This window comes from Mucilaginibacter sp., from assembly GCF_035492695.1.
In the GTDB taxonomy this organism is placed as follows: domain Bacteria; phylum Bacteroidota; class Bacteroidia; order Sphingobacteriales; family Sphingobacteriaceae; genus Mucilaginibacter.
Genome location: NZ_DATJJC010000027.1, coordinates 324,998 through 346,526, shown reverse-complemented (window position 1 = coordinate 346,526; position 21,529 = coordinate 324,998). Strand labels below are relative to the sequence as shown.

The following is a 21,529-nucleotide window of genomic DNA, read 5'->3' as shown; positions in this document are numbered from 1 at the left end:
TTGATTTATAGTGGATTACCGGTGCAATAACATGACAATCAGGCACCGCGCAATTGGACATTGAAGGAAATAAATAACTGAGAGACCCAATATTGTGGGTCTCATTTTAAATGCATTTCGGCAGAGGTTTGTTATAGCACCATATTTACGATACGCCCTTTAACCACGATCACTTTTTTAGGCGTTTTGCCGTCGAGGTATTTCTGAACATCGGGGCTGGCCAAAACAAAACTCTCGATAGCCGCAGACTCAAGGCTCAGGGAAATGTTGAGGTTCATCTTGGTTTTGCCATTGATGGAGATCGGATACGAGAATTCGTCTTCCACCAGGTATTCCGGGTTGAATTTTGGGTACGGCGTATGAGATAGTGATCCCGCCCGGTTCCCTAACAATACCCATAACTCCTCGCAAATGTGCGGCGCGTAAGGTGATAATACCACAACCAGGTCCTGCAAAATTGATCGTTTGCTGCATTTCAGGTCAGTAAGCTCGTTAACAGCGATCATAAAGCTGGATACCGAAGTGTTGAACGAAAAACGCTCGATATCTTCTTCCACCTTACGGATGATCTTGTGCAGCGATTTCAATTCAGCTTTGGTAGGTTCTGTATCAGTTACCCGGAAATTGAATTGCTCATCATGGAAAAGCTTCCAGAACTTACGCAGGAACTTGAACACGCCTTCGATACCGTTGGTGTTCCAGGGCTTGCTCTGCTCCAGCGGACCGAGGAACATCTCGTACATGCGCAGGGTGTCGGCACCGTAGCGTTCAACCAAAACATCAGGATTAACCACGTTGTATTTGGATTTCGACATCTTTTCGATCTCGACGCCACATACATATTTGCCATTTTCAAGAATGAACTCGGCGTCTTTATATTCTTCCCGCCAGGCGCGGAACTTATCAATATCGAGAATGTCATTATCAACGATATTTACGTCTACATGCAATTCTGAAGTCTTATATTGTTTGATGAGGCCATGTGATACAAAAGTGTTTGTACCACGACCTTCAGTATCTATTAACCGGTACACAAAACTCGATCTCCCCTGTATATGTCCCTGGTTGATCAGTTTTTTGAATGGCTCTTCTTCGATACCCAGGCCCATATCCACCAAAAACTTGTTCCAGAAACGGCTGTACAATAAGTGCCCGGTAGCATGTTCGCTTCCACCGATGTACAGGTCGACATCCTTCCAGTAAGCGATAGCATCTTTCGATGCAAATTCCTCGTTGTTATGCGCGTCCATGTAACGGTACCAGTACCAGCTTGATCCGGCCCAGCCGGGCATGGTGGAAAGCTCGTATTCATAAGCCTCACCCCGGCCCTCTCCAAAGGAGAGGGAGTTGCCTGCCCCAACGGCTGGCTTGTATTTCCAACCCTCAGCACGCGCCAATGGGGGTTCACCCGTTTCAGTCGGTAAATATTTATCTATCTCGGGCAATACCAGTGGCAGGTCCTTTTCATCTATTAAATAGGGCAAACCTTCCTTAAAATAAACCGGTACCGGTTCGCCCCAATAACGCTGGCGACCAAATATCGCATCGCGCATGCGGTAATTGATCTTGGCTTTGCCCTGGCCTTTTTCTTCCAGGTAGGCGATCACTTTCGCGGTGCCTTCCTTATAGTTCAGCCCGTTCATGAAATCCGAATTGATATAGCGGCCCTCCTTGGTCGGGTCGGCTTCGGTTTCAATTTGCTGGATGTCCATAATGGGCACTATCGGCAAATTGAAATGTTTGGCAAAAAGGTAATCGCGCTGGTCGCCGGATGGTACGGCCATTACCGCGCCCGTTCCATAACCAGCCAAAACGTAATCGGCAATATAAAGCGGCACTTTTTCGTCATTCACCGGGTTGATGACATAACTACCGGTAAAAGCACCAGATACCGTTTTGGCATCCGCCATACGGTCCAGCTCCGATTTCTTTTTAGTTTGTGCGATGTAAGCGTCGATCTCCGCTTTTTGCCCGGGCGTGGTCAAAGCTGGCACCAATTCATGCTCAGGTGCTAATACCAGGAAAGTAACACCGAAGATCGTATCGACCCTCGTCGTAAAAACCTCTATATAGTCTGAAGTCAGAAGTCTGAAGTCAGAAGTCTGACCTCCGTCTTCTGCAATCTGAAATCTTACACTCGCCCCGGTACTTTTTCCTATCCAGTTCCTTTGCATTTCCTTTAAAGGTTCTGGCCAATCTATTTTATCTAAGCCCTGCAACAGGCGTTCGGCATAGGCTGTAATGCGCATGCTCCACTGCATCATTTTCTTTTGTTCAACAGGGTAACCGCCGCGCTCGCTGAAACCATCTTTTACTTCATCGTTCGCCAATACAGTTCCCAATGCGGCGCACCAGTTTACCGTGCTTTCACGCAGGTAGGTCAGGCGGTATTTTAATAGCTCTTCCTGTTGTTCGCGATTGCCCAACGCTTTCCATTCAGCAGCTGAAAAAGCCAGGACATCGTCATCACACACCGCATCGATGCCTGCCGAACCATTCTCCTCAAAATGTTTTACCAGTTTTTCAATGCTTTCGGCCTTATCCGCAGCTTTATTGTACCACGAATTGAACAACTGCATAAATATCCACTGCGTCCATTTATAAAAGTCGGGCGAACTGGTACGCACCTCGCGGCTCCAGTCGAACGAAAACCCGATCTGGTCCAGTTGGCGGCGGTAAGTGTTGATGTTTGCTTCGGTGGTTAATGCCGGATGCTGCCCTGTCTGGATGGCATATTGTTCGGCCGGAAGGCCAAAACTATCGTAACCCATCGGGTGCAAAACGTTAAACCCCTTGAGGCGCTTGTAACGTGCAAAAATATCGGAAGCAATATAGCCCAGCGGGTGGCCCACATGCAGCCCGGCACCCGAAGGGTAGGGGAACATGTCCAGCACGTAGTATTTTGGCTTGTCTGTGTGGTTATCAGCCTTAAAGGTATGATTGAGGGCCCAAAATTCCTGCCACTTTTTTTCTATATCTTTAAATTGGTAGTCCATCCGCTATTTCGCTTTTTTTGAGGTGGCGAAATTACGAAAATTTAGTTAGTGATTGGTTAACTGGTGATTGGTTAATCTGTGATTAGTGATTTCCAGGGCGCTTTTTATGATATTCCCAAAGCTTTTCTTGTCTTTGCCGGGAGTTTTGAGGCAATAAGCGCGTGCGATTGCCTGATGTAATGCTCCCATTCCTTTTTGCTCAGGCTGTTGATATCAGCGGCCAGCACCCATTTATACCGGGCTATGTAGGGGTGCGGCTGCAAACCTTCTTTGGCGCTGACCTCCTCAAAATCCTCATCCGGAACTTTGAATGATGCGGACGGTGGCGTGCCGCCGGGATAAGTGAACAAAAAGCTCTTTCCGCCTACGTTAAAACATAAGTGTTCGCCCAGCTTTATATCTTCGGTTACGCCGGGCAATTTATAGCAGATGTTTTGGAGGTCTTCAATAGTCATAAGATGCTGAAGTAAAAGTAAATAATCCGAACATTTTTTTCACTAATCTCGTTTCTATGGGTTCATGAATATCCGGGCAACTTTTGTAGCTATGTTATTGGTTTCTGCCATGCAGCAGGCTTTGGCGCAGAAACAAAATTCGTCGCCTACGGAAAGTATCTTTATTATGAACGGCCGCATGAGCCGCGCGCATCGTGATACGGTACTGATCTATTACGAAAGCAGCCAGGGCGAAAATCTTTTACAGTCGAGGCCAATTGCCAGCGATCGGTTTATTTTAACAGACAGCCTGAGCCACCCGGTAAGTGCGTGGATAGGTTTTAAGGACCAGGGCGAAATGCTGACCGACAGCGCTTTAGATGCCAGGTTGAGGGAGTTTTATATAGAACCGGGCCGGATCTATCTGTCGGGCGACCCTTCCCATCCTGATTCAATAAAATTGATAGGCTCGAAAAGCCAGGATGAGTTTGTAGAACTAAACAAGCGTACGGCTGATACCCGTAAGGAAATGCAGCCCATTTATGATAGCTATTACCGCGAAAAGGACCCGGAACTGGCTGCCCTGATCGGTACAAAGCTGGCGCCTTACGAAGACAGGCTTAAGATGCTTAATTATCAATTCTTTTTAACGCACCCGCGGTCGTATGTTACACTGCATGAGATCATCCCGTTTGTGCCGCAATTGGGCCTCGACTCGTCAAAGCTTATTTACGGAATGCTCCCCGCTTATATGAAACAAAGCCCCGATGGGCAGCGCCTGGCGGCAGCCATAAAAAAGGTGGAAGCGGTACAGCCGGGCAACATGGCTTCGGACTTTATATCCACCGACATCAACGGGAATGGGGTGTCACTTGCCGAATGCAGGGGTAGTTATATTCTCCTCGATTTTTGGGCAAGCTGGAACCGGAACAGCCGGCAAAACAATGTGCGATTGATGGACGTGTATAATAAATATAAGGCGAAAGGTTTTGTAGTGATCAGCATAGCCGATAACGATGCATCGCCCAAGGCATGGAAAACCGCCGTTGAAAAAGACAAATTGAGCGAGTGGGTGAACGTATTAAGCGGCAATGGTACTGATAACGACCTTGCCGATAAATATTCGGTACATTATATGCCTACACAGATACTCATCGACCCGACGGGCAAGATCATAGGCCGCTATGGCGACAGCAACAATGTGCACGCCGATGTACTGCTGGACAGGCAACTGGCGGTGATATTTAAACAGTAATTATGGGGGATCGATGTAGGGCTTGTGACGTTTTGCGTTACGAGGCGTCATACTACCGGGCTTGCAATCCGGCCCGTATTCTGTAATTTTATCGCTTAAGCCAAATTATGAGAACCTCCCTGAAACACGTCTTCGCCCTGTTGTTGGCGTTTAGCGCCGCCAACGCCGCTTTTTCGCAGGCCATACCCGAAGCAACCGCAAAAAAGATAGACAGCCTGTTTAAGCAATGGGATAACAATAAGAGCCCGGGCTTTGCCGTGGGTATCGTCCGTAACGATTCGCTCATCTACGCTAAAGGTTATGGCATGGCTAATTTGGAGTACAATATCCCTATCACGCCTGAAACTATTTTTCACATGGCATCGGTATCAAAACAGTTTACGGCCTATGCCATTGTTTTGCTGGCCCGCCAGGGCAAACTTAACCTGGACGACGATATCCGGAAATACCTGGCATGGTTCCCCGACTTGAAACAGAAAATAACCATCCGCAACCTGCTGAACCATACAAGCGGCATACGCGACCAGTGGCAGTTACTGGCCATTGCCGGCACACGGCTGGATGATGTGATAACCGAGGACCAGATCGTCAAAATATTAAGTAAGCAGCAGGCGCTTAATTTTAAGCCGGGTGATGAATGGAGCTATTCCAACAGCGGGTTCACCATGCTGGGCGAGATCATTAAATCAGTAACCGGAAAAACGCTGAGGCAGTTTACCGATTCGGCGATTTTTAAGCCGCTGGGGATGAACCACACCCATTTTCATGACGATTATACCGAAATAGAACCCAATCGCGCCTATTCTTACGACAAGGAAAAGGGACATTTTGTTAATGCTGTATTAAGTTATTCTAACGCAGGAGCCACCAGCCTGTTTACAAACGTGGATGATATGAGCAAGTGGCTAATGAACTTTTACATCCACAAGGTGGGTGACCAGCAGGATGTGGAGACGTTAACTACAAAAGCCATACTGAATAATGGTAAAGTGCAGGATTATGCCATGGGGATAGGCGTGGATACCTACAGGGGCCAAAAAAGGTATTCGCACAACGGTGGTGATGCCGGTTTCCGCACTTCTGTCAGCGTTTTCCCGGACCTGAAGATGGGTTTCATCGCTTTCAGCAACCTGGGCAATGTTGACCCGAGCTGGAAGACCGATCAATTGGCGAACCTGTTTATCAAAGATCCTTCCCCCAAAAAGGAAGTTCCTAAAAAGAAATACACGGATATGAGAGAGGCCGATCTGAAGGATACGGTCAGTATTAAGAAATTCACCGGCGACTATCTTTCTGCCGATGGCGCACACTTTGGCTACCGGCTCAGTCATGGTAAATTGTACTGGATAACCCCCAACGGCAGCAGCAACCTGTTAATAAAAGCTGCGAAGGATACGTTTGAAATGTTTAGCCGGCCCGAGGTGAAATTTTTATTCGGGATGGATGGCAAAAAAACAAAGGTTGACCAATACTGGCCGGATAATCACCGGCTGCTCATTAAATACGACACCACACCAAAGACCGATAAAATACTGCAAACTTATACCGGTACCTACTATTCGCCCGAACTGGATTGCAATTATCGCATTGTATTAAAAGACCATAAACTGGTACTCACCAACGCCAAATACAACGATTCGCCGTTGAAGCTATATGGCGATAATCATTTAACTACCGATTTCTGGTGGATGGACAACCTGGACATGCTCCGCGACAACAAGAACAAGATCACCGGTTTCGAGGTGAATTCAGGCAGGATACGGCATGTGCTGTTTAAGAAGGTGGAGTAGCCTCCACTTTGCGTCATGGCGAGGAACGAAGCCATCTCTGCACATGCAAATCGGGAACCGGGATGTGTTTTTAGTTAACGTTTCACTAATTAATTCCGGTTGGGGACTGTCCTATGTAGAGATGGCTTCGTTCCTCGCCATGACGGTTTTGGATTTTGTTTATTTGGATTCCGCGTATTTCTTAAAATTATCCAAAATCGCCTGCCATCCGCCGCGCTGCATTTCAACCGGGTTTTGATTTTCGGCCTCAAAAGTCGAGGTTATTTTGGTTGAATTACCTGCACCGTCAAAAACCACTTCTACCTTCCTGCCGTCGCCAATAGTATAGGCAAGCCGTTTGTTAGGTGTAACGTCGTCATAAGTGCCGGCAAAGTCGAACCCGAAGCTGCCGTCTTTAGCTTCCATGCGGTAAGAGAATGTGCCGCCGGGGCGCAGATCGTTCTCGGCGCTTGGCGAATGCCAGTCGTCCGATGCATGGTTCCATTGGGTAACGTGTTTAGGGTTGTTCCATAATTCCCATACTTTTTCCACAGGTGCGTTTACAACCGCTTCGATCGTAACCAGTGTTTTTTCTGTTGTGCTCATATCGTTGTGTGTTTTTTGATTCGTTTAACAATACAAACATACGGCAGTTATGTGGGGTGTTGTGACAGGTGAAAACGACAATGTGGCGGTAGGTTTGCGACAGGGGGATGATGTTGAAAGGTTGTAAAGTTGGAATGTTCCATTGTGGAAGCTTAAAGCTCGTGCAGCTTGTTGGTCACTAACAAGAGATTCTTATAGAAGATTAGACAATTGAAATAAAGGCAAAAAGCTGATCTCTAGTCAGGTTGCCATCGATGAAGTAAATGGTGTTGCCGTATTTCTTTTCCTTTATCTCCGGGCCATCGATATAATATCTAAGGCTTCCGTATTTATTTTTATCTTTTACTTCACTTCCGTCTATGTAATATCTAACGATTCCATATTTATTTTTTTCCCTTTATTTCATATCCGTCAATATAGAAACGAGTGTGTCCATGTTTGTTTTTTTCCTTTACTTCATCACCATCGATATAAAATAGCACATTTCCATATTTATTTTTCTCTTTGATCTCATTCCCGTCTATATAATAAAGGTCTGAACCATATTTACTTTTTAATTTAATTGCTGCCATTGTCTTATATTTAATGTATTATTCAAGTATTGAGGAAAAATATATTCAATAAAGAAAATCGAAAATTAAATCATTTAAAATTACTTTCCTGCGTTAAATAAACAACCCGTGTTTTCACGGTATTTTGAATCGAATGAGGAAGTACAATTCATCTTGCGGACTTTCCCGACGTTCGGACCAAACTGTCACCCTCCCGTAATTTGCACGTCCACACATCTGCACATTTGCACATTAACCCGTATCTTTGCGCTCTCAATAATTATAACCTATGCTCAAAGGATTTTTTAACGTCCCCACACCGCAAAATGAACCTGTATTGAACTACGGTCCGCGCAGTGTGGAGCGTGCAGCGCTTAAGGCCGCTTTGGACGAAGCGCGTTCAAAACAGATCGACATCCCGATGTATATCGGCGGTAAGGAAGTACGTTCCGGCAAATTGCAGGAACTTCGCCCACCGCACGACCACCAGCATTTACTGGGTACATTTCACTATGGCGATGCCGGTCACGTAACCGCCGCTATTGACGCTGCCCTGGCAGCCAAAGCCGACTGGGAGGAAATGCCCTGGGAGCACCGCGCCGCCATTTTCCTTAAAGCCGCCGACCTGCTTGCCGGGCCGTACCGCGCCAAAGTGAACGCAGCTACCATGCTGGGCCAATCGAAAAATGCTTACCAGGCCGAGATCGATTCGGCTTGCGAACTGATCGACTTCCTGCGTTTCAACGTTTTTTACATGACCCAGATATACCAGCAGCAGCCGCCAATATCGGGCAAGGGTATTTGGAACAGGTTAGAGCAACGCCCGCTGGAAGGTTTTGTATTTGCGCTGACGCCATTCAACTTTTCGGCTATTGCAGGTAATTTGCCTTCGTCGGCAGCGATGATGGGTAACGTAGTGGTTTGGAAACCGGCCAATACGCAAGTGTATGCTGCCAACGTGATCATGCAGGTGTTCCGCGAAGCGGGAGTGCCCGATGGTGTGATCAACCTGGTTTATGTTGACGGCCCAACTGCCGGAGAGGTCATCTTTAATCACCCCGATTTTGCAGGCATACACTTTACGGGGTCGACCGGCGTGTTCCAGAACATCTGGAAAACCATTGGAAATAATATCCATAAATATAAAACCTACCCGCGTATTGTTGGCGAAACAGGCGGTAAGGACTTTGTGCTAATACACCCAAGTGCTGATGTTGATGTGGCTAACATTGCCCTGATACGTGGCGCATTTGAATACCAGGGCCAGAAATGTTCAGCAGCTTCAAGGGCCTATATTCCGAAATCGCTGTGGCCGGCTATTAAGGAAAAGATGCAAAGTGATATTGCCACTTTCAAAATGGGGCCGGTGGAGGATTTTGAGAATTTCATCAATGCCGTTATCGACGAAAAATCTTTTGATAAACTGGCGAAATATATCGATGCTGCCAAACAGGATAAAAGTGTCGAGATCATTACCGGCGGAAACTATGACAAAAGCAAAGGCTGGTTTATCGAGCCAACCGTTATCAAAGTTAACGACCCGTACTACGTAACCATGTGCGAGGAACTTTTTGGTCCGGTACTGACGGTTTACGTTTATGATGATAAGGATTTTGATAAAGTGGTGGATATAGTCGATAAAACCTCCATCTATGCTTTAACGGGTGCTATCATCGCACAGGATCGCTACGCCATTGCCGATATGACTCACCGTTTACGCAACGCAGCCGGTAATTTCTATATCAACGATAAACCGACAGGCGCCGTAGTTGGCCAGCAGCCGTTTGGTGGCGCCAGAGGTTCGGGCACTAATGATAAAGCCGGATCGATGATCAATTTATTGCGCTGGGTATCTCCGCGGACGATAAAGGAAACATTTGATCCGCCGAAGGATTACCGGTACCCGTTTTTGCAGAAAGAGGTTTAGCAGCCTATGGTTCATGGATCATAGTTCATAGTAAAATCTGCTATGAACTATGATCTATCACCTATGAACCAACCTATTTAAATTTAAACACCTTATCCAGTTTATCATTATTGGTGGTGCTCACCTTCATGTCGGTGATGATGCCGGTGCTGAGGCTGTATACCCAGCCGTGTACGCTTAGTTCCTGCCCGCTTTTCCAGGCGTTTTGGACGATGGATGTTTTGCAAAGATTATTCACATTTTCTATCACGTTCAGCTCCACCATGCGGTCAGCCCGTGCTTTTTCGTTGCTTATCTTGTCCAGTTCGGCGGCATGCAGGCGATAAACGTCCTTAATATGGATCAGCCAGTTATCTATCAACCCGAATTGCTGGTCGCTCATGGCGGCAATTATGCCACCGCAACCGTAATGCCCCGTTACAATAACATGCTTAACCTTTAATACGTTGACCGCGTAGTCTAATACCGAAAGCATATTCATATCCGTATGGATCACCATATTGGCGATATTACGGTGCACGAATATCTCTCCCGGCTTGGTATTGGTTATCTGGTTTGCGGGCACGCGGCTATCGGCGCAGCCTATCCATAATACAGGCGGGTTTTGAACCGTTAGTTTGTCAAAATATTCAGGATCTTCCTTTAATGCGTCCGCAATAAATTGCTTGTTGCCTTCCAGCAGGCCTTCGTAGCTAATGTGGTTAGTTGTGCTCATCGCTGCAAATATACTAAACTGCAACTTACCTGCTTTTACCCGATAATTGCTATTTTTAGCGGATTCATTACTAACCAACCGGGACCGTGAACAAGAAACTTAAGACATTACAGCAAAAAAAGGAACATGCCCTGTTAGGTGGCGGTCATGCGCGTATCGAAAGCCAGCATAAAAAGGGGAAATTAACTGCGCGCGAACGGCTGCATTTTCTGCTGGATGAAGGTTCTTTCCAGGAAATAGGTATGCTGGTAACCCATCGCTCCACCGATTTTGGTATGGAAAAGGAAATATATCCCGGCGATGGTGTGGTAACAGGGTATGGAACGATCAACGGCCGGCTGGTTTACGTTTTTTCGCAGGACTTTACCGTGTTCGGCGGCTCACTTTCTGAGACACATGCCGAAAAGATATGCAAGATCATGGACCTGGCCATGAAGAACGGCGCCCCTGTGGTTGGGTTGAATGATTCTGGCGGCGCGCGTATCCAGGAAGGGGTAGTTTCCTTAGGTGGCTATGCCGATATATTTTATAAGAATACCATGGCATCGGGGGTAGTGCCGCAAATATCCGCTATTATGGGCCCATGCGCGGGTGGTGCGGTTTATTCACCAGCCATCACTGATTTTATTTTGATGGTAGAGAACACCTCTTATATGTTTGTTACCGGTCCTAACGTGGTGAAAACCGTTACGCACGAGGTGGTTACTTCGGAGGAATTAGGCGGAGCCACTACCCATGCTACTAAATCAGGCGTTACGCATTTTGCCTGTGCCAACGAGATAGATGCTATTCAGCATGTTAAAAAACTGCTGAGTTACATGCCGCAAAACTGCGAGGATAAAGCGCCTGCATTGCCTTATGAAGGCAAGAATGAATCGCGCCCCGCGCTGAATGATATTATGCCGGAAAACAATTCCCAACCTTATGATATCCGCGATGTAATAACAAATGTTATAGATGCCGATTCCTTTTTGGAGGTACACAAGGACTTTGCCGAAAATATCGTAGTTGGATTTGCGCGCCTTGCCGGCAGGAGCATCGGCATTGTGGCCAACCAACCGGCATTTCTGGCGGGGGTATTGGATATTCATTCATCGACAAAAGGGGCGCGCTTTGTGCGTTTCTGCGATTCGTTTAATATTCCATTATTAGTGTTTGAAGATGTTCCGGGATTTTTGCCGGGTACAGACCAGGAATGGAACGCTATTATTACCAATGGTGCTAAGTTGCTGTATGCCTTTAGCGAGGCTACCGTGCCGCGTATTACCGTCATCACCCGCAAGGCGTATGGCGGCGCTTATGATGTGATGAACTCCAAGCACATCGGCGCTGATATGAACTTCGCCTGGCCGACAGCCGAGATAGCCGTAATGGGCGCCAAAGGTGCTGCCGAGATCATCTTTAAGCGCGAGATCAACGCTGCCGAAGATAAGGAAGCCAAATGGCTGGAAATGGAACAGGCCTATTCTGATATTTTTGCCAACCCGTACCGCGCTGCCGAACGTGGTTTTGTGGACGAAGTGATAGAGCCATCCGAAACCCGCATCAAACTCATCCATGCTTTCAAAATGCTGGAGAATAAGGTGGTGAATAACCCTAGGAAGAAGCACGGGAATATCCCTTTGTGAGGTTAAAAGCGAAAGGATAAAGGTAAAAGGGGGTGATATCCAGATTTTACCTTTATCCTTTTACCTTTGTCATTTTACCTCATGGAAATAAGCATCGAACAAATCCGCCCTGAACTAACCTGGTACCTGCGCCAGCAGGTTTTATATCCTGCTCAAAAATTGTATGAAATGGAAATGGACGAGGACCAGGACGGTATCCATTTCGGTGCATTTACCGACAATAAGTTGGTGGGTATCGTTTCGTTGTTTCAAAAAGGCAGCGGTTTCCAATTTCGCAAATTTGCCGTTGAGTTGAATTACCAGGGCAAAGGCATCGGCAATGAACTGTTGTCCTATATAACCGATTTTGCAAAAGCAGAGGGCGGTAAACGGATTTGGTGTAACGCCCGGCTGTCGGCTACAGGGTTTTACGATAAAAATGGATTTTACCACACGGGACAGTTCTTTTCAAAAAACGGGTTTGATTACGAGATACTGGAAAAAGGCCTCACTCATCCTTCAGATCCTGCAGCATTGTAGTTGCGTAAGGGTTGTTGAATTTATTCAGCGATAGCGTAGCCATTTCCCCCGCTTTTTCTACATTTCCCTTAAATTCGTAAGCAATGGCAAGCATGTACGCAGCTTTCCCCGCTTTTTTTGCATTCTTGTCCTGCAGGTATGGTTCAAATAATTTAATGGCTCCGTCCGGGTCGCCTGCATATAGTTTCTCAACTCCTTTCGTTAAGAAGTGATCGCTAAATAAGGGCCGGTCGTGCGAAATGGTATTAGGGAAATAATCTTTAAGGGCATCCATCGCGGCATTTTCCGATGACGTGTCCACAGCAGCTTTATAAAGGCCGATAGGCGGACTGACAAATACTTCGCCGGCCGACAGGTGTTTGTAATTCTCGCCCGATACCAGGTCACTTGCCGTGCCATGCAGCTTTTTTGAGAAAAGCCCGTTACCTTCGTAAAGCTTGAAATCGGCATTGACCAAAGTATTAAGATATATCTCAGAACTTTGAATGTCACTACGGATGATAGCGGCGTCGAAATTTTTTAGCGCCAGCACCTGCGTGGCATTGTATTTGGAAGCCAGGTTCTTTACCGAATCTTTGTTCGCCTGGAAGTTTAAAGAATCAACCAGGTTGATAACACGCGTATGGGGCAACAGGTCGATCTGCGACCCAATGAATTTCAGGGATGTATAAGCAGCGCCTTTTAGTGCGTCGATCTTTTTAGCGCTGGTATCTTTGGTGTTGTTAAGATCAAATTGATTGATCACCAGTATGGTAGCCGTGTCCCTGCCAAAATAATACCTGGCGGCGTAGGTTATCGGTACGTTGATGGACGACGGTGCAGAGGGCCCCTTGCTTACGATAGTGACGAAAATAGCAAGCAACAAACCTGCTATGGTTTTGGCGGTTTCCATATTATATTCTAATATACTGCGATAATATGAAAACCCGGTGAAAAAACCGGTCTGATACATCAGGCCGGCCCGCTAAAATTTGTTAGCATACGCCATTCTCACAAGCTTTACTATATTTGCTGCATTACTATAAAAACAGTCGAATACCATGGCTAAAAAAAAGGATGATAAGAAAAAACATGTTGAGGTAGTCAATAAAACCTCGCTTGCATTCTTCGAAAAATATATTAATAACCCCTCGCCAACCGGCTTTGAATGGAAAGGGCAGAAACTTTGGCTCGATTATATCAAGCCTTACATCGACGATCACTATGTCGATAATTATGGTACTGCGGTAGGTATCATCAATCCAAAAGCGAAATACAAAGTTGTGATAGAGGCGCATGCCGACGAGATATCGTGGTTCGTTAACTACATCACCAGCGACGGTCTGATTTACGTTATCCGCAATGGCGGCTCCGACCACCAGATCGCCCCTTCAAAAAGAGTAAATATCCATACCGATAACGGCATTGTGAAAGCTGTTTTCGGCTGGCCCGCTATCCACACCCGTTCGGGTGAAAAGGAAGAAGCGCCGACGCTGAAGAATATCTTCCTGGATTGCGGCTGTACCTCGAAAGATGAAGTTGAAAAACTGGGCATCCACGTGGGTTGCGTGATCACGTATGAAGATGAGTTTATGGTGTTGAATGACCGCTACTATGTTGGTCGTGCATTGGATAACCGCGCCGGCGGTTTTATGATAGCCGAGGTTGCCCGTTTACTGAAAGAGAATAAAAAGAAACTGCCTTTCGGCCTTTATATAGTAAACGCCGTGCAGGAAGAAATAGGTTTACGCGGAGCGGAAATGATCGCTCACCACATCAAACCAAACCTGGCCATTATTACTGATGTTACGCACGACACGCAAACGCCGATGATCAGCAAAACAACACAGGGCGACCTGGCCTGTGGTAAGGGACCGGTAGTATCTTATGCTCCCGCAGTGCAAAATAATGTAAACAAACTGCTGATAGAAACAGCTAAAAAGGCAGATATACCATTCCAGCGCCAGGCATCATCCAGGTCGACAGGCACGGATACCGATGCCTTCGCTTATTCCAACGACGGGGTGCCTTCGGCACTTATCTCGCTGCCTTTGCGCTATATGCACACTACGGTGGAGATGATACATAAAGAGGATGTAGACAATGTGATCCGCCTGATATACGAAGTATTGCTTAATGTTGAGGATGGACAGGATTTCAGGTATATCAAGTAAGTAAATAATAATTGTCATTTAAACATTTATCATTTACTTTTGAAAGGGCAAACATTACTAAAACAAATTAAGTATAAATGCCTTTTGAGATATAATTAAACTAAAACACTCCATACAATACCTTTTGAAATTATGAAACCTACACTACTGATATTGGCCGCAGGCATGGCCAGCCGCTATGGCAGCATGAAACAGGTAGACGGCTTTGGCCCTAACGGCGAAACTATTATCGATTATTCTATTTATGATGCCATAAATGCGGGTTTTGGCAAGATCAGCTTTATCATCCGCGAAGAATTTGCCGATCAGTTCAAATCCATTTTCGAGCCAAAGCTGAAAGGACGGGTCGAAACGGATTATGTATTCCAAAGCTACGACCTGAAGCCGTTCGGTATCGATAAAACTATCGAAAGAGCAAAACCATGGGGCACACAGCATGCGGTGCTTGCGGCACGTAACCAGGTGCACGAGCCTTTTTGCGTTATCAATGCGGATGACTATTACGGCCGGGAGGCATTTGAGAAAATGGCGAAATTCCTGACCACGGAAGTTTCGGATAGCTTATATTCCATTATAGGCTACCAGATAGACAAAACCTTGTCCGATTACGGCTCTGTATCGCGCGGCGTTTGTAAAGTGGATGATCAGGGTAACATGGTTGAGATAAATGAGCGCACCGAAGTATATTTTAAAGAAGACGGCACCGTAGCTTATAAAGATGCTACCGGCGAACATTCATTACCCAACGATACCCGCGTGTCCATGAACTTCTGGGGCTTCACACCGGCCATCTTCAAACAAAGCGAGCCGATGTTCAAAAGATTTGTTGAGGCAAATGAAAATAATCCCAAAGCGGAATTTTTTATCCCGCTGGCAGCAGATGAGCTGATCAAAAGCGGAACAGCGGCGTTCAAGGTGATTCCAACATCTTCTAAATGGTTCGGTGTTACTTATAAGGAAGATAAGCCGATTGTACAGGAAAGCATCTCCAAGTTGGTGAGCAGCGGGGTATATCCCGAGAATTTGTGGACGTAAATAGAAATTCGGATATAAAAAAAAACGCCCGGTCTTTCGTCCGGGCGTTTTTTTTATATAAGATTAATGTGTGCTTAATTTGATGCCAAAGTACTTGTTGCGGCGGGTGCAACGGGCTTGTAAGTAATGCTGATAAAATTGGCTCCTTTTTTTGGATTGGCTACCATGGTAACATTATAGGTATTATCTTCATCGCTCCAGATGGTAGTACCCAGGCGGCAAAATTTACGGTCGAAACGCCATACCACTTCATTCATGTCTTTCTTGTCGTAAGTCTCAACGTAGGATGTGCAAACACCATCAAAGTTGAACAGGAAGGTATAATCACCGATAACACGAACCTTGGTGAAGCACAGCGCTTCACTGCCGTTGGCAGTTTTGAATTCCTGCACGTTAGCGTAAGAAACATTCTCGCCAAAATAGGTTTTGATCTCCTCTTTGGTTGCACCCAGCGGGAACTGTGCAAATGCTGATACTGACAATACTGATAATGCGATGAGTAATATTAACCGTTTCATGCCGGCTATATTGCAACAGTTGCGCCAGCATTAGGAAAGATTAATTAATCGTTAAAGTATGCTGATTTACAGTTTGTTATGAAATGTATAAGAAATCAATAAAATTCTCGAAAGGAAAAAAAGTGGGTAATTAACACAGCAATATTGTGTAATGCATTCCTCAATTGCTTTTTGAGGCTTGTGGTGAAAAAGGCTTTTTAAAGCTTATGAATCCAGTTTATGGCCGGTAAGGAATACCTTGCCGCTGTTAGGTTCGCGTATAAGCGTAGTCTCGCCTTTCTCGTTTTTAGCGATCTTCAAAGTTTGGGTGATGTAGAAACCTTTATAGTCCATCAATATATTTAAACCGTCGTTGTTTACGGTAAGTTTTACTGTTCCCCCGATCATGTCCATACTGTCGTCATTGGTAACGGTAAAAGTTCCACGGTTTTCCGAAGTGAAATTGAACGTAAATTGCTGTCCCGGTCCCATATCCGCTTTTTTCATCAGCAATTCCCTGTACTCTTTATAAATATCTTCCGGCTTAGTCATATCGATCTTTTTTTTGTCAGTTAAATGTGCATGTAATCTATACTGACTCCTTATACGATTGCCTTTTAAAAAAGATGCAATGATTTTTAAAATATTTAGCAAATACAGGAGCAGCCGTGGCCGGACCTAAACGCAGCGGAACGATTTTTGAAATATCAACCTGAATCAATGATAATTACATAGGTTTTTTTAAGCGGTACATAATTATTTAACAATAATTTGATGCAGGTGATGCACATTATGTGGAAAGCTTTTCCTATCTTAAATCATTGAATAACTATATCTTAGCAAAAAAATAGAATTATTAAATCACAATTCAGCGTATGAGAATTAAACTTTACCTTATCGTTGCACTGGCAGCAGTTGCATTAACTTACACGTCGTGTAAAAAATCGGGAAGCGGTCCGGAGAACACTGTTTCCACAAAACAGGTGAGCCAGCAAATAGCGCTCAACCTTTCACAAACCCTTTATGGCGGCCTTGGCGGCTTCAGTATTTTTGACGGCATTAACCCGCCTTCAAATGTAAACGTAGCGCGCAGGGGACGCGGACTAAAATTAAATGATGATGGTGTCGACTTTGGCTGCGGCGCGGTTATTGACACCACCTTATCGTACAGCACTACGCTGGATGACGGCGGCTCGGCATCCATCAGCGGAGAGTTTAAATTTTCCGTTTTGTGTGCTAACGGTACGCCCAACGGCCTTAGCTTTTATACTAAGTTAAAGGTGACCGAAAATACAGCTCAGATAGGCGCAAGTTATAACCTGGGAGAAAACCTGATGATAACTGCCGTTGACCCGAACAATGATAACTCGCCCATACTGTTGAATGGCTCGCTAAACGTGGATGCTAATGTTCAGCAAAAAACCGGTTCAAAGGCAACCGACGCAGAAACTTTCGATTATGTTTTTACAAATGTTAAAGTTGATCCCTCTGTGGGCGATATCGTAAGCGGGTCGGCAACCTTTGCAACAAAAGGGGCCACTCCGTCGGGTACCTGGAACTACAGCGGCACGATAACTTTCCTGGGCAATCACCAGGCTAAGATCGTTATAAACGGAACAACCTACACGGTCGACCTGCAAACCGGCACTGTTTCCTAAACAATTTTTTGGTGGTAAAAGGCTTTCTCCGGCAGCGGGGGAAGCCTTTTTATTTTTGGCCTTTGAGGTGTTCGATACCTGCCTCCAAAAATTGCTGCCATACGGTATTGGGCTGCCATACATCTTCTACAAAATCCTGTAATTCGTCTTCGGGAAGCTCCCCGGCAGCGAAAAGATACAGCCCGGTAAACACGGATGCGCGGTAATTGGCCGCGCAATGGACGAGTATTCGTTTATCGGTATTTTGATCTATCAGGGCGATAAAGTTATCAAGCTCGCTCAGCTGAGGCTTTTCGAACACCACCGGTATGTGATGATAGCCAACCTTAAGTTCGGCCATCAGCCCCAGCTCATCTGGCAGCGAATATTTAGTATTCAGCAAACCAAGATTGATGACCACGTCGTATTGCCCGGCCACTACCTGCCTGAACTGCTCCTCCGTCGGCTGCCCGGCGCAGGCCAGTTTGTCTGATACTTTTTCGAAATGATAAATGCCCCTCATCTGCCTGCGAAGTTATCAATTGAATATTGAAAGCTAAATTGTATTATTGTTAACTGATGAAACGCCTGTTATCCAATCTCACTTTCCAGGTTTTAATTGCCATTATTCTTGGCGTTGTAGTTGGCATTTATTTTAAAGATTTTGCCCCGACCGCGCAACTGATCAGCAAAAAATTTATCGACCTGATCACGATGCTGATAACACCGATCATCTTCCTGACCATTGTATTAGGCATAGCCGGCATGGGCGATATGAAAAAGGTGGGCCGTGTGGGCGGCAAGGCGTTGCTGTATTTCGAAATAGTGACCACTTTTGCACTGATCATAGGCATAGCAGTAGCCAATATTGTCAGGCCGGGCGAAACCAACGTAACAACCGGTACGGCAATACATAATGCCGCAGATGCCGATAAACTGGCCATCTATCAAAAAGCTGCATTAGAAATGCACTGGGGCGACTTTTTTGCCCATATTATTCCCGGTAATGTGTTCAAAGCTTTTGCCGACGGCGATATTTTGCAGGTACTCTTTTTTGCCATATTATTCGGTTTTGCCCTGAGCAGGATGGGAGAGACGGGTCAGTCGCTGATCAGTTTTTTTGATAAACTGTCTAAAGTATTCTTCAATATCATGAAGGTTATCATGCGCGTAGCGCCAATTGGCGCTTTTGCCGGAATGGCCTATACCGTAAGTGCCTTCGGCGTTAACTCGCTTAAACCGCTGGCCTGGCTGATGGGCTCGGTTTATACCACTATGGCGATCTTTATTTTCGTGGTGCTCAATATCATCTGCCGGCTTTACAAATTCAGCTTATGGCAGTATCTGAAATTTATAAAAGAAGAGATCGTGATCGTTTGGGGAACATCCTCGTCCGAGTCGGTATTGCCGCGGATGATGGAAAAAATGGAAAAATTTGGCTGTTCCAAATCGGTGGTCGGTTTGGTTATACCGGCCGGATATTCCTTTAATCTTGACGGCACCACCATCTACCTTTCCATGGCGGTTATTTTCCTGGCGCAGGTGTATCACATTCCCTTATCGCTGGGCCAGCAGCTAACCATTATCGGCATATTGATGATAACGTCCAAAGGTGCGGCAGGTGTAACCGGCAGCGGCTTCATCGTACTTGCCTCCACACTTACGGCTATTAAGGTGATCCCGGTGGAGGGTCTTGCTATTCTTTTTGGGGTTGATAAATTCATGTCCGAGGCCCGGGCCATTACCAATATGATAGGCAATGGTATCGCCACTATCGTGATAGCGAAGAGTGAAAAGGAGTTTAGCTCCCCGGCCCCCCTGAAGGGGGAGTAAATATTTTACTTCGTTATTCGAAATTCGATATTCTTTATTCGATATTAAATAATTCCCTCTTTAGGGTGTCGCAGGCTTTGAGATTACCCATAATAAATTAACTTTGCGCCTACATTTAATATGCTATGAGCGTTCTCGTCAATAACGATTCCAAAGTAATAGTCCAGGGTTTTACAGGTAACGAAGGCACCTACCATGCCTCGCAGATGATCGAATACGGTACCAACGTAGTTGGTGGCGTAACACCGGGCAAAGGCGGCCAAAAGCACCTGAACCTGCCGGTTTTTAATACAGTTAAAGAAGCGGTTGACATTACCGCTGCTAACGTTTCCATCATTTTTGTGCCGCCGCCATTTGCTGCGGACGCTATAATGGAAGCTGCTGAAGCAGGTATCAAGCTGATCGTTTGCATCACCGAAGGTATCCCGACCAAGGACATGATCATGGTGAAGGAATACATTAAGGACAGGGATACCCGTTTGATCGGTCCGAACTGCCCCGGAATCATCACCGCAGGCGAGGCCAAAATTGGCATTATGCCGGGCTTTATCTTCCGCAAGGGCAATGTAGGCGTGGTATCAAAATCAGGTACCTTAACTTACGAAGCTGTTGACCAGGTTGTGAAGGCCGGTTTGGGCATCACCACAGCCATCGGTATTGGTGGCGACCCGATCATCGGCACACCGACCAAAGAAGCTGTTGAGCTATTGATGAACGACCCTGATACGCATGGCATCATCATGATAGGCGAAATAGGCGGCGGTATGGAAGCCGAAGCCGCCCGCTGGATAAAAGATAATGGCACCAAACCGGTCGTAGGTTTCATCGCCGGGCAAACGGCACCTGCAGGTCGCCGTATGGGTCATGCCGGTGCGATAGTTGGCGGCGCCGACGACACAGCAGCTGCCAAAATGAAGATCATGACCGAATGCGGCATCCGCGTGGTACAATCACCGGCTGAAATTGGCGCTGCTATGGCAGAGGAGCTGGCTAAAAAAGGTAAAAAGTAAAAGGCGAAATCCGAAAGGTATATGGGATCCCGGTAAGAAATTGCCGGGATTTTTTGTGCGCGATCGGTGTCATCCTGAGGCTCTCGAAGGATGGTGTGTAAAGGCCTTTACGCTCGCACTTCGGGTACCTCAATGTAACAGGCTGCTGCTTGTCAACCCATTGTAAATAACCCCTCCTTCAAAATTCAAAACGCCATTCCCGCCGTATATTTGTTATAATCAGTGTAATCAAAATCAAATCGGTGTAATCAAAAATAATATGAATTATAATCAATTAACTCCCGAAGAAGAACGGGTAATACTATACAAAGGAACCGAGCGCCCGTTTACCGGCTCGTTGTTAAACAATAAGGCCCATGGTTTATATGTGTGCAAAAGATGTGATACCCCATTGTACACATCCGAAACAAAGTTTGAATCGCATTGCGGCTGGCCCAGCTTTGACGATGAGATTGCCGGCGCGGTAAAACGCGTTCCGGATGCCGACGGGAGACGTGTGGAAATTGTTTGCGCCAATTGCGGCGCCCACCTGGGTCACGTTTTCGAAGGCGAATATATGACACCAAAAAACGTAAGGCATTGCGTTAATTCGGTGAGTTTGAAGTTTGTGCCGCTGGAGGGTTGATTTAATATAGAGACGCAAGATTTTGCGTCTCATTCCAGGGTTTTTATATCGTGAAAAATTTTGTTTTGGGAGAGACGCAAAATCTTGCGTCTCTACAGAATGGGAGAGGGGCTGTTCATAACTCCACCCCTTGTTCAAAACTAAGACTAACATCGTAACACCGGTGACTCTTATCTTTGAATCCACAAGTTCTTTAACAAACGCTATCAAAGGTTACCGGGTTAAAAGCCGGTATTAAAAGGGAACCATGTGCAAATCATGGGCTGACGTGCAACTGTAAAGCCAGACACCTGCCATTATAGCTTGTCAAAACTTTCACGAATAAGGTTTTGGTAAAAG

The 21,529-nt window shown here is 45.9% G+C and carries 20 protein-coding genes and 1 riboswitch; of the genes, 11 read left to right on the top strand and 9 right to left on the bottom strand.

Translation table 11 applies throughout. From position 1 onward, the window contains the following. Nucleotides 1-131 precede the first annotated feature (131 nt). On the bottom strand, nucleotides 132-2,996 hold the full coding sequence (gene leuS / locus VL525_RS17860; RefSeq protein ID WP_325388397.1) for a leucine--tRNA ligase: 2,865 nt from the start codon (nucleotides 2,994-2,996) through the stop codon (nucleotides 132-134). 104 nt (nucleotides 2,997-3,100) lie between these two features. Next, on the bottom strand, nucleotides 3,101-3,451 hold the full coding sequence (locus VL525_RS17855) for an MmcQ/YjbR family DNA-binding protein (protein ID WP_325388396.1): 351 nt from the start codon (nucleotides 3,449-3,451) through the stop codon (nucleotides 3,101-3,103). Between the two features lie 64 nt (nucleotides 3,452-3,515). Here VL525_RS17855 and VL525_RS17850 point away from each other — a divergent pair, with 64 nt between their 5' ends. Continuing rightward, nucleotides 3,516-4,685: a TlpA disulfide reductase family protein gene (locus VL525_RS17850; RefSeq protein WP_325388395.1), complete on the top strand. Its 1,170-nt coding sequence runs from the start codon at nucleotides 3,516-3,518 to the stop codon at nucleotides 4,683-4,685. Nucleotides 4,686-4,792: 107 nt separating this feature from the next. Next, complete coding sequence (locus tag VL525_RS17845; RefSeq protein WP_325388394.1) at nucleotides 4,793-6,475, top strand: serine hydrolase domain-containing protein; 1,683 nt, start codon at nucleotides 4,793-4,795, stop codon at nucleotides 6,473-6,475. Between the two features lie 159 nt (nucleotides 6,476-6,634). Here the strand turns inward: VL525_RS17845 and VL525_RS17840 are convergent, their stop codons facing one another. Both VL525_RS17840 and VL525_RS17835 read right to left on the bottom strand, forming a co-directional pair. Beyond that, complete coding sequence (locus VL525_RS17840) at nucleotides 6,635-7,060, bottom strand: SRPBCC family protein (RefSeq protein ID WP_325388393.1); 426 nt, start codon at nucleotides 7,058-7,060, stop codon at nucleotides 6,635-6,637. Nucleotides 7,061-7,443: 383 nt separating this feature from the next. Then, a complete protein-coding gene (locus VL525_RS17835) occupies nucleotides 7,444-7,632 on the bottom strand; it encodes a hypothetical protein (RefSeq protein ID WP_325388392.1) in 189 nt (62 codons plus the stop codon). A gap of 268 nt (nucleotides 7,633-7,900) precedes the next feature. Here VL525_RS17835 and pruA point away from each other — a divergent pair, with 268 nt between their 5' ends. Then, entirely contained in the window at nucleotides 7,901-9,538 is a 1,638-nt protein-coding gene (gene pruA, locus VL525_RS17830; RefSeq protein ID WP_325388391.1) for an L-glutamate gamma-semialdehyde dehydrogenase, read from the top strand. Nucleotides 9,539-9,611: 73 nt separating this feature from the next. Here pruA and can read toward each other — a convergent pair whose 3' ends face one another. Beyond that, entirely contained in the window at nucleotides 9,612-10,253 is a 642-nt protein-coding gene (gene can / locus VL525_RS17825; RefSeq protein ID WP_325388390.1) for a carbonate dehydratase, read from the bottom strand. Between the two features lie 86 nt (nucleotides 10,254-10,339). Between can and VL525_RS17820 the strand changes: the two genes are divergently transcribed. Both VL525_RS17820 and VL525_RS17815 read left to right on the top strand, forming a co-directional pair. Further along, the gene (locus VL525_RS17820) at nucleotides 10,340-11,881 is read left to right on the top strand and encodes an acyl-CoA carboxylase subunit beta (RefSeq protein WP_325388389.1); all 1,542 of its coding nucleotides are present in this window, start codon (nucleotides 10,340-10,342) and stop codon (nucleotides 11,879-11,881) included. A gap of 81 nt (nucleotides 11,882-11,962) precedes the next feature. Further along, a complete protein-coding gene (locus tag VL525_RS17815; RefSeq protein WP_325388388.1) occupies nucleotides 11,963-12,400 on the top strand; it encodes a GNAT family N-acetyltransferase in 438 nt (145 codons plus the stop codon). Here VL525_RS17815 and VL525_RS17810 read toward each other — a convergent pair. Then, nucleotides 12,369-13,292 carry a DUF6340 family protein gene (locus VL525_RS17810; protein WP_325388387.1) on the bottom strand — a complete coding sequence of 308 codons (924 nt, stop codon included), beginning with the start codon at nucleotides 13,290-13,292 and terminating at the stop codon, nucleotides 12,369-12,371. The genes VL525_RS17815 and VL525_RS17810 overlap by 32 nt on opposite strands. Nucleotides 13,293-13,440: 148 nt before the next feature. Between VL525_RS17810 and VL525_RS17805 the strand changes: the two genes are divergently transcribed. Together VL525_RS17805 and VL525_RS17800 are read left to right on the top strand one after the other, a co-directional pair. Next, complete coding sequence (locus VL525_RS17805) at nucleotides 13,441-14,553, top strand: M42 family metallopeptidase (RefSeq protein ID WP_325388386.1); 1,113 nt, start codon at nucleotides 13,441-13,443, stop codon at nucleotides 14,551-14,553. A gap of 132 nt (nucleotides 14,554-14,685) precedes the next feature. Beyond that, on the top strand, nucleotides 14,686-15,588 hold the full coding sequence (locus VL525_RS17800) for a nucleotidyltransferase family protein (RefSeq protein WP_325388385.1): 903 nt from the start codon (nucleotides 14,686-14,688) through the stop codon (nucleotides 15,586-15,588). Between the two features lie 74 nt (nucleotides 15,589-15,662). Here VL525_RS17800 and VL525_RS17795 read toward each other — a convergent pair whose 3' ends face one another. Both VL525_RS17795 and VL525_RS17790 read right to left on the bottom strand, forming a co-directional pair. Then, on the bottom strand, nucleotides 15,663-16,106 hold the full coding sequence (locus VL525_RS17795; RefSeq protein WP_325388384.1) for a hypothetical protein: 444 nt from the start codon (nucleotides 16,104-16,106) through the stop codon (nucleotides 15,663-15,665). Between the two features lie 204 nt (nucleotides 16,107-16,310). After that, a complete protein-coding gene (locus VL525_RS17790) occupies nucleotides 16,311-16,637 on the bottom strand; it encodes a hypothetical protein (RefSeq protein WP_325388383.1) in 327 nt (108 codons plus the stop codon). A gap of 323 nt (nucleotides 16,638-16,960) precedes the next feature. Between VL525_RS17790 and VL525_RS17785 the strand changes: the two genes are divergently transcribed. Then, on the top strand, nucleotides 16,961-17,743 hold the full coding sequence (locus VL525_RS17785; RefSeq protein WP_325388382.1) for a hypothetical protein: 783 nt from the start codon (nucleotides 16,961-16,963) through the stop codon (nucleotides 17,741-17,743). 49 nt (nucleotides 17,744-17,792) lie between these two features. Here the strand turns inward: VL525_RS17785 and VL525_RS17780 are convergent, their stop codons facing one another. Continuing rightward, on the bottom strand, nucleotides 17,793-18,245 hold the full coding sequence (locus VL525_RS17780; protein ID WP_325388381.1) for a protein tyrosine phosphatase family protein: 453 nt from the start codon (nucleotides 18,243-18,245) through the stop codon (nucleotides 17,793-17,795). A 56-nt stretch (nucleotides 18,246-18,301) separates the two neighbouring features. On the opposite strand from VL525_RS17780, the gene dctA reads away from it, so the two are divergent. From dctA to VL525_RS17765, 3 genes are all read left to right on the top strand, one after another. Beyond that, nucleotides 18,302-19,555 carry a C4-dicarboxylate transporter DctA gene (gene dctA, locus VL525_RS17775; protein WP_325388380.1) on the top strand — a complete coding sequence of 418 codons (1,254 nt, stop codon included), beginning with the start codon at nucleotides 18,302-18,304 and terminating at the stop codon, nucleotides 19,553-19,555. Between the two features lie 125 nt (nucleotides 19,556-19,680). After that, on the top strand, nucleotides 19,681-20,565 hold the full coding sequence (gene sucD / locus VL525_RS17770) for a succinate--CoA ligase subunit alpha (RefSeq protein ID WP_325388379.1): 885 nt from the start codon (nucleotides 19,681-19,683) through the stop codon (nucleotides 20,563-20,565). A gap of 259 nt (nucleotides 20,566-20,824) precedes the next feature. Beyond that, the gene (locus VL525_RS17765) at nucleotides 20,825-21,190 is read left to right on the top strand and encodes a methionine-R-sulfoxide reductase (protein WP_325388378.1); all 366 of its coding nucleotides are present in this window, start codon (nucleotides 20,825-20,827) and stop codon (nucleotides 21,188-21,190) included. Nucleotides 21,191-21,382: 192 nt separating this feature from the next. Next, nucleotides 21,383-21,502: riboswitch (cobalamin riboswitch) on the top strand. Nucleotides 21,503-21,529: the final 27 nt, after the last annotated feature.